The organism is Bacillus cereus group sp. N14, assembly GCF_016483555.1.
Lineage (GTDB): Bacteria > Bacillota > Bacilli > Bacillales > Bacillaceae_G > Bacillus_A > Bacillus_A wiedmannii.
The window spans coordinates 31140-43402 of record NZ_JAEHBQ010000003.1; the positions used below are offsets into that span (position 1 = coordinate 31140).

Below are 12263 nucleotides of genomic sequence, written 5' to 3' on the forward strand. Positions count from 1 at the left end.
TTCTTATTTCAGCTACTGTATAATAAGAAAAAAGCACGAAAAGAGGTCATCTCATGCTAGAGGTTATTGCAACATGTTTAGAAGATGTGAAACGAATTGAACGAGCTGGCGGGAAGCGAATTGAATTAATTACATCTTATACAGAAGGCGGTTTAACGCCGAGTTATGCATTTATTAAAAAAGCGGTAGAAGCAGTACATATACCGATTCACGTTATGATTCGTCCGCATGCGAAGTCTTTTACATATACGGAAGAAGAAATTGAAATGATGAAGGAAGATATTATCATTGCGCAGAAGTTAGGTGCAGCTGGTGTTGTATTAGGTGTATTAAACGAACGAAATGAAGTGGATGAAGAGAAATTAGCGAATTTACTATCTGTTGTAGATGGAATAAATGTAACGTATCACCGAGCGATAGATGATATAGAGAATCCAGTAGAAGCGATGAAAACTTTAAAGAAGTTTCATAAAGTGACTCACGTTTTAACTTCAGGTGGACAAGGAAATATAGTAGAGAATATTCCGGTGCTTGCAGAAATGCAAAAGGTAAGCGGTGGTCAAATTCAGCTTGTAGTTGGAGCTGGTGTGACAAAAGAAAATATAAAGCGATTGCTAGATGAAACTGGAATTTCGCAAGTTCATGTCGGTACAGCGGTTAGAGAAGGGAAATCATGCTTTTCTGAAATTGATCCTAATTTAGTACAAGAATTAGTTCAAATCATACAATAAACAGTTAAGAAAGAGGAGAAACGATGAAGGAAAATACGAAGAAAGAATTATTCTCATGGGCTAAAACGATAGGATTTACTCTTGTATTAATTGCTATTATTCGCGGTGTTTTATTTACACCTTCATTAGTACAAGGTGAATCGATGATGCCTACTTTAGAAAATAACGAACGAGTTCTTGTGAATAAGATTGGTTATAGTATAAGTGGATTAGATCGCTTTGATATTATCGTCTTCCACGGAAAAGAAGGATACGATTTAGTAAAACGAGTGATTGGTTTACCAGGCGATACAGTGGAGTATAAAAACGATGTTTTATATGTAAACGGAACAGCGATGGAAGAACCATATTTAAAAGAGTTTAAAGAAAAAGCAGCAGGCCGTGTATTAACTCCAGACTTTACGTTAGAACAAATCACTGGAAAAACGAAAGTGCCAGAAGGCCAAGTGTTTGTTTTAGGAGATAATCGTGAAGTTTCGAAAGACGGTCGAATGTTCGGATTTATTTCAGAAGATGAAATTGTCGGAAAAGGCCAAGCTGTTTTCTGGCCGTTGAAACAAGTAAGAGCGCTATAAAGAAGTATGAAATATAATACCCTATAGAATAGACACCCGAAAAAAATCTATTTTATAGGGTGTTTTTTGTATAATAAATCAATTGAAAATAAAAGACTATTAAGAAGCAAGCAAGAAAAGGTTTGTCTCCTTGATCATATATATTACGAGTAGGTGATTTTGTGGAAAAAGAAAGGAAATATGCTATTATGGCAGATGGCAGTCAAATTTATTACGAGAAAAGCGGACGAGGTTTTCCACTATTTTTGTTACATGGGAATAGTGGCAGCGGGAAATATTTCTCTAAGCAGGTGCCTGAATTGGAAAAGTATTTTCAAATATTCTTAGTCGATAGCCGTGGGCATGGGCGTTCGACTAACGTCTCCAAAAATTTAAACTTCCCACTAATGGTCGATGATTTGAAAACAATAATGCTTTTAGAAAACATTCGGAAAGCAGACTTTCTCGGGTTTAGCGATGGAGCCAACTTAGCAATGATGTTTACTACTTCGTATCCCGAATACGTTCATCGACTCGTTTTAAATGCAGGAAACACAAAAACAAGTGGAGTTCGTTTTTTAGTGTTAGCAGCTATTTATGCATTGTATAGTTTTGTTTTCATTCCGTCCTTATTTAGTAAGAAAATACAGCAGAAACTATCCATTCTCAGTTTGTTACTCCATGATATTGGTGTCTCAGAATTAGATTTAAAACAAATAAGTTGCCCGACTTTAATATTGGTTGGGGAGCATGACATTATAAAACGCAAACATTCCATATACTTAGCAAAGACAATTCCAAATGCTTCATTTGTCTCAGTTTCTGGACAGGGACATACATTTGCACGAAAAAATCCCCAACAATTCAACCAAGAAATTTTAAAGTTTTTGAAAGAAAAGTCAAGTTGAGGACTGAAAAATTTACTCAGACGTTAACTGTATATAAAGTTGAAAAGATACTTAAAGATGGTCAGTACAAGCCTAGATTTATTCTAGAATATTTGTAAGTAAACTAGAGGTAACAGATCTTGTCATGAAAGAAGCGAAAAAGTATACTGACAAATTAAATGGAATTTAAAAAAGATGATTTCTGGGAATACAGAAATCATCTTTTTTTGTCCTACTTATTTAAATGTTAGGTTTTGCTATAACTTGAACTTTTGAAAGAGAACCATCATTATTTCTAAATTTTATTTTGTATTCACCTTCAGGAAGCCAATCACTCCAATTTATATTAAATTCATTGATTGCTTGTTCCCCAGTTTTTAAAGTTCCGTCAATCATCCAAGAACCTTTAGCGTTATATAAAGTGTAACTAAAAGGAGAATCGCCTATATTTTTTACAAAAAGGCTTAATTCATCACCGTGAGAGTAGTTAAAGCCAGAAATACTTGATCCGAAAAAATGAATTTCTTCGTTCGCTATTTTATGATATTGGGCAACTGTAGCGGTTGCATGAGTATCTTCATTCGTCGCAAATGTTACATTATAACCTATACAAAAAGATAACATAATGGCAGGAATTACTAGCAACTTTTTCAAAAGAAACACTCCTTATATGTTGTTTTACATATATCATGATAATTGAAATATGTTGGATATGTAATAGTTTGATGTGAAAATTTACAAATGCATTTAATTATTTACGTTTTTTAAACTACTGACAAATATATCGGTTCATAGGCTTGAAAAAAATATTGATAGAATTGAAAGAATATTTTATAATTTTAAATTATATGTTTGTTTCGAAAAACGGAATTTAAGTTCCGAAATTCGGAACAAGAGGGAGGTAGAATGAGTATAAATAAAACGGCAGTTAAGACAATGGATATTTTAGAGTTGTTTTATGAGCATGAAGAGCTAAGTTTAACAGAGATGGTTCAGCTTACGAGTATGCCGAAAACATCTGTTTATCGTTTAATTGGCTCCTTAGAAGAAATGGAGTTTTTACAAAAAAACGAGAAGGGGAAATATCGTCTCGGAGTCGTTTTTTTACGGTTCGGTCAACTTGTTTCACAAAGATTATCCGTAAGAAATATTGCGATTCCCTATATGAAAGAGCTTAGAAATAGTTTAGGGCAGGCAGTTAATTTAATTATTCAAGATGGTAATGACGCGATTTATGTGGAAAAGATGGAAGGTGCTCAGCCTGTACGCGTGTATACGGCGGTTGGAAGAAGAGCGCCACTTTATGCGGGTGCATGTCCGAGAATTTTACTATCGTATTTCTCTGAGGAAGAGCAACGGAAATACGTAGAGGAAACGGATTTAAAACAGTTTGCAGATGGAACAATCGTGGATAAGAAACAATTGCTAGAAGTGTTACAAGTGGCGAAAAAGGAAGGACATACAATTAGCTACTCTGAGTTAGAAAATCATACAGCGGCTATAGCAGCGCCCATTTTCGCAAGCGATGGAACGGTTGTAGCAGGTATTAGTATTTCGGGATTAGCAATTGAGTATAACGAAAGTAATATTGCATATTTTATTGCGAAAGTGAAAGAAACAGCACATCGTATTTCGAAAGAACTCGGCTTTTTGGCATAGAAAGAGGGAGTGGGATGAAATTTTCTGCATTAGGGGATCAAGCCATAATTGTTACATTTGGTGAAGAAATGAGGATGGAGACATACGAAAAAGTGCAGCGATTGTTTCAAGCGTTGAGGCGGCATCCGTTTGTAGGGATGGTTGAGTGCGTTCCATCTTTTACTTCATTAGCAGTCTACTACAATGTATACGAAGTATGGAAGCGAAATAAGAGAAGTGAAGGGCCATATAATTATGTCTGCCAATATATAAAAGAGCTGTGTAATTCGTATAAAGAAGAAGTGAATCAAGATGCGAAACATATTTCTATACCAGTTTGCTACGGGGGAGAATATGGACCTGATTTAGAAGAGGTCGCACATTGTAGAGGATTACGAACGGAAGATGTGATTCGCATACATAGTGAAACAACATATTTTGTATATATGTTAGGCTTTACACCAGGATTCCCGTATTTAGGAGGGCTATCAAAAGAGCTAGAAATACCTAGAAAAGAAACACCACGGTTACAAATTGCTCCTGGTTCAGTAGGTATTGGCGGAAATCAAACAGGTATATATCCGTTTGAAACACCGGGTGGATGGAATATTATCGGTCGAACACCAATCTCCTTATTTAATCCAGAAGAAGAAACACCAACATATATTCAAAGCGGTATGTATTTACGATTTATCCCAATAACGAAGGAAGAGTACGTATCACTTGAGGGGGCTAAAGAATGGATGTAGAAGTTTTACATGCAGGAATGTTTACAACAGTCCAAGATTTAGGGCGAGCTCATTATCAACAATACGGTGTACCAGTTGGCGGGGCCATGGATCAAAGTGCACTTCGGATGATCAATATGTTAGTCGGTAATGAAGAGACTGAAGCGGGACTCGAAATGACAATTATGGGGCCTAAATTGTTAATAAAGAAAACGACTTTACTTGCGATTGGCGGAGCAAATATGGAGCCGTTACTGAATGGAAAGCGTATTCCATTATGGCGTCCCATTTTAGCGGAAGAAGGTAGTATGCTTTGTTTTGGGAAAGTGAAAAGCGGTTGCAGAGCGTATGTGACTTTTGCAGGTGGTATACAGATTGATCGCATAATGGGAAGCAAAAGTACTTACATACGTGCTGCAATTGGTGGTATTGAAGGAAGAATGCTGAAAAAGGGAGATTATTTTCAAATTGGAACGCACACAGAAATGGCGAGTCATTGCATTCAAAACTTACAAAACGATGAGCGAAACAAAACGAAATGGGCAATTAGCAAAAGCGTACTGCCAAAGTATAAGAAGTATCCTAAGCTGCGTGTCATAACTAACTTTGAATATGATCAATTTACAGAAGAAAGTATACAGGCATTTTTTACGAAAGAGTATAAAGTATCTAATTACGCTGACCGTATGGGTTATAGAGTTGAAGGAGAAGTTTTAAATAGAGTGGAAGAAAAAGAGATTTTATCGAGTCCCGTTACATTCGGAACGATTCAAGTGCCAAACGGTGGACAGCCGATTATATTAATGGCAGATAGGCAAACGACAGGTGGCTATCCGAGAATGGGAAATATCATTTCAGTAGATTTACCTCTTCTTGCTCAGCTAAAACCGGGGGATTATGTTTCATTTGAGAAAATTACGCTTGAAGAAGCGGAACAATTGTACATAGAACAAGAAGTAAATATGAATCTATTAAAGAAATTCATCGCTTTACGAAGCTGACATTGGGAGGGGAACATCGTGACGACAATCGATTTAAACTGTGATTTAGGAGAAAGTTTTGGAGCTTATAAAATGGGGAATGATGATGAAATTCTTCCGTTCGTTTCCTCTATAAACGTTGCTTGTGGTTTTCATGCGGGTGATCCGACTGTAATGAGGAAAACGGTCGAAAAGGCACTGCAGCATAACGTAGCAATAGGGGCACATCCTGGTTTTCCTGATTTAATTGGATTTGGAAGAAGAAATATGAACGTTTCACCAAATGAAGTATACGACTATGTATTGTATCAAATTGGTGCATTAGACGCTTTTGTGAAAGCAGCAGGCGGGAAAATGCATCATGTGAAACCGCACGGTGCTCTATATAATATGGCGGCGACTAATCCGGTAATTGCAGATGCAATTGCGAAGGCAATTTGTCATAGTAATCCCAATCTATTACTTTACGGATTAGCAAATAGCGAGGCGTTTATACAGGCTGTGGAAAAATATAATGTAACTCTCGTACAAGAAGCTTTTGCTGATCGTACGTATAAACAAGATGGGACATTAACGAGCCGGACAGAAGAAAATGCGCTCATAAAAAATGAAGACGAAGCGATAAAGCAAGTGCTTCAAATGGTGAAAGAAGGGTATGTAAACGCGGTGAGCGGAGAGAAAGTAGCAGTTCAAGCGAAAACAATTTGTTTACATGGTGATGGAGAGAAAGCAGTCCAATTTGCGGGAAAAATATACAGAACATTCGAACTTAATGGTATTTCTATTTGTGCACCGAAATAAAAAATAGGGGGAAGTGCTAGAAATGATTAAATTAATCGGGATACTACTTGTTGCGGTGGGCTTTTTATTTAGATTGAATACACTTTTAGTAGTTATGGTTGCAGGTATTGTTACGGGTATGGTTTCGGGATTAAGCTTTTATGATGTGATCAGCTTGTTCGGTAAGTTTTTCATAGAAAATAGATATATGTCTATGCCAATTATATTAACTTTACCGGTAATCGGAATTTTAGAGCGTTACGGTTTAAAAGAAAGAGCAGAAGCACTTATAACGAAATCAAAAGGTGCAACAACTGGAAGAGTATTAATGTCATATTTTACGATAAGAGAATCATCAGCAGCACTGGGGCTGAACATTGGTGGTCATGCACAAACGGTAAGACCGCTCGTTGCACCGATGGCAGAAGGGGCTGCGCAAGGGAAATATGGTAAGCTCCCTGAAAAGTTAAGAGAAAAAATTAAAGCGAATGCAGCAGCTGCGGAAAATACAGCATGGTTTTTCGGAGAGGATATATTTATCGCGACTGGTGCTATTTTATTAATGAAAGGATTCTTCGATTCAGTAGGTATGCATGTCGGTGTATGGGATATGGCGCTTTGGGGCATTCCAACTGCAATATCAGCACTTATCGTAAGCTGGATCAGATTTAGAAGATTTGATAAATATATAGCGAAAACGATGGCATCAAAAGAAAAAGAAGAGAAGGAGGCAATATAAAATGAACATCATTACAATGGATACAATTTATTACGTATTAGGAATAATCGTTGCTTTTATCGCCGTTCGTATTGCATTTGATCGTCAACATCCAAATCGATTTGGTTCTAGCTCATTTTGGGCGCTATTTGCAGTTACCTTTTTATTCGGAAATGTAATCCCTTCGTTTTATGTTGGCTGTATCGTGCTCACTATGGTCGTGTTAGCTTCATTAAATAAAGTAACAAAATCAGAGGAGAAAGAAGTTCCAGTACAAGAACGTGTGAAACATGCGGAGAAATTAAAAAATAAAATTTTTATGCCTGCACTATTAATTCCTATTTTTACAATTATCGGTACGTTAACGTTAGGGAAGATTAAATGGGGGAATGTATCCCTTGTTGATCCGGATAAAGTCACATTAGTTGCATTAGCACTTGGGGCACTACTTGCATTCATTGCGGCGATGCGTATTACGAAATCGAAAATAACAACGCCTGTTCAAGAAGGAAGCAGACTATTACAAGCTGTCGGCTGGGCTGTTATTTTACCGCAAATGTTAGCAGCACTTGGCGGTATTTTCGCAAAGTCTGGCGTTGGACAAGTCGTTTCTGATTTAGTCGGACAAGTATTACCGACAGAATATCCGTTCGTTGCTGTTATGGCATATTGTTTAGGAATGATGCTCTTTACAGTCGTAATGGGAAATGCATTTGCAGCGTTTGCCGTTATTACTGGCGGAATTGGCTTACCTTTAATTGTTCAAATGCACGGAGGAAACCCGGCAATTATGGCCGCGCTCGGTATGTTTGCTGGATATTGCGGAACGCTACTTACTCCAATGGCAGCAAACTTTAATATCGTTCCGGCAATGCTTTTAGAGCTAAAAGATAAAAATGCAGTTATTAAAGCGCAAGTACCAATTGCTCTTTCAATCTTTATTATAAATATGTTTATTATGTACGGTCTTGTATATCGTTTCTAATTAGGAGGGAAAACTATGAAAACAGTATTACTAACAGGGTTCGACCCGTTCGGCGGAGAAAGCATTAATCCAGCTTGGGAAGTCGCAAAAAGTTTGCATGAAAAAACAGTGGGAGAATATAAGATTATTAGTAAACAAGTACCAACTGTATTCCAAAAATCAATCAGCGTATTAAAAGAGTATATAGAAGAACTAAACCCTGAAATGATTATATGTATTGGACAAGCTGGAGGCAGACCAGATATTACGATAGAGCGTGTCGCAATTAACGTTGATGATGCAAGAATTGCTGACAATGAAGGGAATCAGCCGGTAGATGTACCGGTTGTAGAAGAAGGACCAGCTGCCTATTGGTCTACACTTCCGATGAAAGCAATTGTAAAAAGACTGCAAAAAGAAGGTATACCAGCTTCCGTTTCACAAACAGCAGGTACATTCGTTTGTAATCATTTATTCTACGGTCTCATGCATGAACTAGAGAAACGCGATAAGAAAATAAAAGGCGGATTTATTCATATTCCGTTCTTACCAGAACAAGCGAGTAACTATCCAGGTCAACCGAGTATGTCACTTTCTACGATTAGTAAAGGGATAGAATTGGCAGTTGAGGTAACGACGAAAGTTGAGGTAGATATTGTAGAGGTTGGGGGCGCGACGCATTAGGTAAAAAGGATGTTAATTAAGAAGGGCTGACAAACTCAAAGACATACAAAATAATCATTTAAAAATAGTGTGATAAAGAATATCACACTATTTTTTATGTAAAACAAACAGAGTAGATTTTGATATTAGTAAAGTGTGACTTGGATAAGGGATAATCATCAGAGTTGTTAATTGTACTAAGTTTTTTCATAACTGGTAAATTTAAAGATACAGCAAGAATGTAGTGTTTACCAAGCTTTTACAAAAAATGAGTATTATTATATATTTATATAAGGAAATTGATATTGATGCTTTGAGAATTAGTTATCTAATAGAATATAGAGAATTTGACTTTAGGTTAAGCACTCAGTGTAATTCACAAGAATGAGGGGTAAATATGGCGAAAGATTCTACAAAATCAATTCAAGAGAAACTTAAGAAAATTGGCGAGAATTTAGGTTTTTTTAGTGAAAAGGAGTTCCAATTTTCCGGTAGGGGTTATTTACCTAAATACGATGTTGTATGGTTTTTAGATGTTACTGAATTAAACATTCAGGACTTACCAGGTATTCAGCTATATGAAGGAAGGTATGTGCCTTTTGCTGCATTTGAAATAGAAGGTTCAACACCTTCATCTAAATATCAAATCGGGAATATTGGTAATTTACTAATCTCTCCATGCCAATATCGATTTATGATTGTCGATAATAGTAATGCTACAACAGAAAAAGATACATACCGTCGTGGTGTTAAGATTACAAGAACGGTACACGAAAATATAGGCGATCATCAAATTGTTTTTATCGATGCTTCGATGCTTGATAATTTAGATGTAATTAGCCCAACTAGAATTCATTTCAAGAACGATCATATCACGAGAGATAACGGTTCTGGTGGTGAGACGAAGTCTAAACTGATAAATAAAAAGGTATTAGCTGAACTCGCTCATACGAATTTGTCAATTTCTGAAGACAAAGAGCCAGAGTATTTTAAAATGCTATTTTCACTTGAAAAACAACGACTTATTTCACCTACTTACACAGTTGAACCAGTAAAATTTAAACAAAAACAAATTAAAACTGATAAGAGCTATTATTATATACCAAAGATAGATATTTCAGCAGGTTTTACAATCACAGATGGGTTTATAGACTTTCTTATGCAATTAGCCATTCATTTAAAATCAGATGTTGTTCATCATCCTTTGCTATATTTTATTAAAACAAAGAAAGTAACTGAGTTGTACTACCCTTTGCTTGGAATTGAAATAGAAACAGCGAATTCAAAACATGCAATTGGTAGTTTGCTCAACGCATCTAGATATCACCAGTTTGGATGGTTTGTAGGTTCGAACGAGATAAAACATGTATTTGATACATATCAATATCACCTTGGGCTACGTAATGTAACCTTTCGAAGTACGGAGGATTTAAAGAGTGAAGAAACGGGTATGAAATTTTTATTGGTGCAGCCATATTATGACGGTAAAAATAAATATAACTACGAAAAAATCTATGACAAAATCATAGATATTACTTTAGAACATTCTGTTGATTTAGTTGTTTTTCCCGAGGCATTTATTTTGGGCAATGAAGATGTAACTGAGTGCATTGAAATGACTAAACGTATCTCAACTATCTGTAACACCCCGGTGTTGATAGGCGTTTCTTCCGATTTCGGTACAGAAGAAGCATATTTTTATAATCCGACAACCGAAGAAGAAACGGAATGGAAATTATATGCTAAGCATTCAACAGCTGAAAAAGTAGCTTTTGAAGGGGAGTATGATGAGGAGTGCTTACAGCAGCTGTATACACCAATAATACTAAATGGGAAGCAAATTCAGGTGTGTATTTGTCATGATATGTTTTACCCGCTTTTAATGGAGCGTCTGGAACAAGAGGGAATGGACATTCTTATCAACTTGACAGGTGGAAATGTGAAAATGTCTAAATGGACAAATATATTAAAAGGTCGCTCTATTGAGATGGAAGGCAGTGTATTATGTACAATGGCATATCATTCTAAACTGAGTCAAAAATCTGACCGAATCGCTTATCATACGGGGCAACGATTACAACCCATCTTCACACAAGGTGATGGAAGTAAAGAACATGCTTTCAGTATATTTGATATAGAGCAGCATTCGTTTATTACTGATGATGATCCGTATTATAGTGATAAAGAATATACAGAGTTTACGATTAGTAAGACAAAGGGTGACTGTATTTTAAATAATAATGGATTTGATACAGAGTTGCCTCTTGTGAAAGAATATGCAAACTCTTTAAGTGTGCAAAAAGGGAAAGAAAGAATTCATATACATGCGTATAACATCGATGAATTATACGACCGTACATGTGTCTATCGTGCGCCAAGAGAAGGAGATAGTCATGAAGTGTTTATATACTTTTGTGATGAAGAAATTGATCAAGAAAAAGCAATTACAATGCTAAAGTTACGTGTTATTGAAAATAGAATTGCTGCTGTTATTGTGGCACCGAATTTAATGATAGGGGCAAAGACAAATCGATATAAGGATGTACAATTATTTTCTGGGGATACTATTGGATTCGACTTGCAGCATATGACAGGCTTTGATAGCGTATATGAAAAGGCTCAAAGTAGTAATAAAGGTCTTAATCTAAAATTTAAAGAAGATTACGAAGCTCTAATTTAATCATGGCTACTTGGTAAATTTGTTAAATAGTTAGTACAAGATAATTAACTTAGAAGAATTAAATACACCGAATCGTACAACACCTCCTGTAAACAACTGGTATAATAAGTATAGCAATATACATAGAGGTGATTTTTGTGCAATTTGAAGAAGTACGTTCAATTTTAGAGCAAGCGAAGAAAATTACAGTGTTAACAGGTGCTGGTGCAAGTACGGAAAGTGGTATCCCAGATTTCCGTTCAGCAAATGGATTGTATGCTGATGCGAATGTGGAGATGTATTTATCAAGAGGATATTATAATAGAAGTCCGAAAGAATTTTGGAAGCATTATAAAGAAATCTTTCAAATTAATACGTTTCATCAATATAAACCAAATCGTGGCCATCGCTTTTTAGCTAAATTAGAAGAACAAGGGAAAGACATTACGATTTTAACGCAAAATATTGACGGTTTACATCAATTAGGCGGTAGTAAGCATGTCATTGATTTACATGGAACACTTCAAACAGCACATTGTTCGAAGTGTAAAGCGGGATATGATTTGCAGTATATGATTGATCATGAAGTGCCTCGCTGCGGGAAGTGTAATTTCATTTTAAATCCAGACGTTGTTTTATACGGAGATACATTGCCGCAATATCAAAATGCGATAACACGTTTATATGAAACAGATGTACTTATCGTTATGGGAACGTCATTAAAAGTACAACCCGTCGCTTCATTCCCGCAAATTGCAAAGAGGGAAATAGGGGCAACGACCATTTTAGTAAATGAAGAGTTAACAGGGCAAGAATATAACTTTGATTTTGTTTTTCAAAATAAGATTGGTGAGTTTGTTGAAGGTGTATCGTCGGTTAAATAAGTTATTATTTTTATGAAAAACTGAGGTGTATAGAGAACACCTCAGTTTTTTGTTTGAATAAAATTCATGTTATGACG

13 protein-coding genes are annotated in these 12263 nt (G+C 36.1%); 12 read left to right on the top strand and 1 reads right to left on the bottom strand.

Annotated features, from left to right (window positions below; genetic code table 11):
- Positions 1-53: 53 nt before the first annotated feature.
- The 3 genes from JDS82_RS05855 to JDS82_RS05865 all read left to right on the top strand — a co-directional run bounded on the left by JDS82_RS05855 (position 54) and on the right by JDS82_RS05865 (position 2193).
- Entirely contained in the window at positions 54-731 is a 678-nt protein-coding gene (locus JDS82_RS05855; RefSeq protein ID WP_199712870.1) for a copper homeostasis protein CutC, read from the top strand.
- Positions 732-754: 23 nt separating this feature from the next.
- Positions 755-1306, top strand: coding sequence for a signal peptidase I (gene lepB, locus JDS82_RS05860; RefSeq protein ID WP_088063882.1), 552 nt, complete (start codon positions 755-757; stop codon positions 1304-1306).
- Between the two features lie 161 nt (positions 1307-1467).
- Positions 1468-2193 carry an alpha/beta fold hydrolase gene (locus tag JDS82_RS05865; RefSeq protein ID WP_098191311.1) on the top strand — a complete coding sequence of 242 codons (726 nt, stop codon included), beginning with the start codon at positions 1468-1470 and terminating at the stop codon, positions 2191-2193.
- A 219-nt stretch (positions 2194-2412) separates the two neighbouring features.
- Here the strand turns inward: JDS82_RS05865 and JDS82_RS05870 are convergent, their stop codons facing one another.
- Complete coding sequence (locus JDS82_RS05870; RefSeq protein ID WP_060487271.1) at positions 2413-2826, bottom strand: hypothetical protein; 414 nt, start codon at positions 2824-2826, stop codon at positions 2413-2415.
- A gap of 252 nt (positions 2827-3078) precedes the next feature.
- Between JDS82_RS05870 and JDS82_RS05875 the strand changes: the two genes are divergently transcribed.
- The 9 genes from JDS82_RS05875 to JDS82_RS05915 all read left to right on the top strand — a co-directional run bounded on the left by JDS82_RS05875 (position 3079) and on the right by JDS82_RS05915 (position 12186).
- Positions 3079-3831, top strand: coding sequence for an IclR family transcriptional regulator (locus JDS82_RS05875; protein ID WP_088081130.1), 753 nt, complete (start codon positions 3079-3081; stop codon positions 3829-3831).
- A gap of 14 nt (positions 3832-3845) precedes the next feature.
- Complete coding sequence (pxpB, locus tag JDS82_RS05880) at positions 3846-4559, top strand: 5-oxoprolinase subunit PxpB (RefSeq protein ID WP_061671927.1); 714 nt, start codon at positions 3846-3848, stop codon at positions 4557-4559.
- Positions 4550-5539, top strand: a complete 990-nt coding sequence (locus JDS82_RS05885; RefSeq protein ID WP_061671926.1) for a 5-oxoprolinase subunit C family protein — start codon at positions 4550-4552, stop codon at positions 5537-5539. Before pxpB ends, JDS82_RS05885 begins: the two co-directional genes overlap by 10 nt.
- Positions 5540-5557: 18 nt before the next feature.
- Positions 5558-6319: a 5-oxoprolinase subunit PxpA gene (pxpA, locus tag JDS82_RS05890; protein WP_088092425.1), complete on the top strand. Its 762-nt coding sequence runs from the start codon at positions 5558-5560 to the stop codon at positions 6317-6319.
- A 22-nt stretch (positions 6320-6341) separates the two neighbouring features.
- Positions 6342-7037 carry a DUF969 domain-containing protein gene (locus JDS82_RS05895; RefSeq protein WP_061671924.1) on the top strand — a complete coding sequence of 232 codons (696 nt, stop codon included), beginning with the start codon at positions 6342-6344 and terminating at the stop codon, positions 7035-7037.
- Between the two features lies 1 nt (position 7038).
- A complete protein-coding gene (locus tag JDS82_RS05900) occupies positions 7039-8001 on the top strand; it encodes a DUF979 domain-containing protein (RefSeq protein WP_088063875.1) in 963 nt (320 codons plus the stop codon).
- Between the two features lie 15 nt (positions 8002-8016).
- Entirely contained in the window at positions 8017-8664 is a 648-nt protein-coding gene (pcp, locus tag JDS82_RS05905) for a pyroglutamyl-peptidase I (protein ID WP_061671922.1), read from the top strand.
- Between the two features lie 376 nt (positions 8665-9040).
- Positions 9041-11323, top strand: a complete 2283-nt coding sequence (locus JDS82_RS05910; protein ID WP_199712871.1) for a nitrilase-related carbon-nitrogen hydrolase — start codon at positions 9041-9043, stop codon at positions 11321-11323.
- 137 nt (positions 11324-11460) lie between these two features.
- The gene (locus JDS82_RS05915; protein WP_064057526.1) at positions 11461-12186 is read left to right on the top strand and encodes an NAD-dependent protein deacylase; all 726 of its coding nucleotides are present in this window, start codon (positions 11461-11463) and stop codon (positions 12184-12186) included.
- Positions 12187-12263 lie beyond the last annotated feature (77 nt).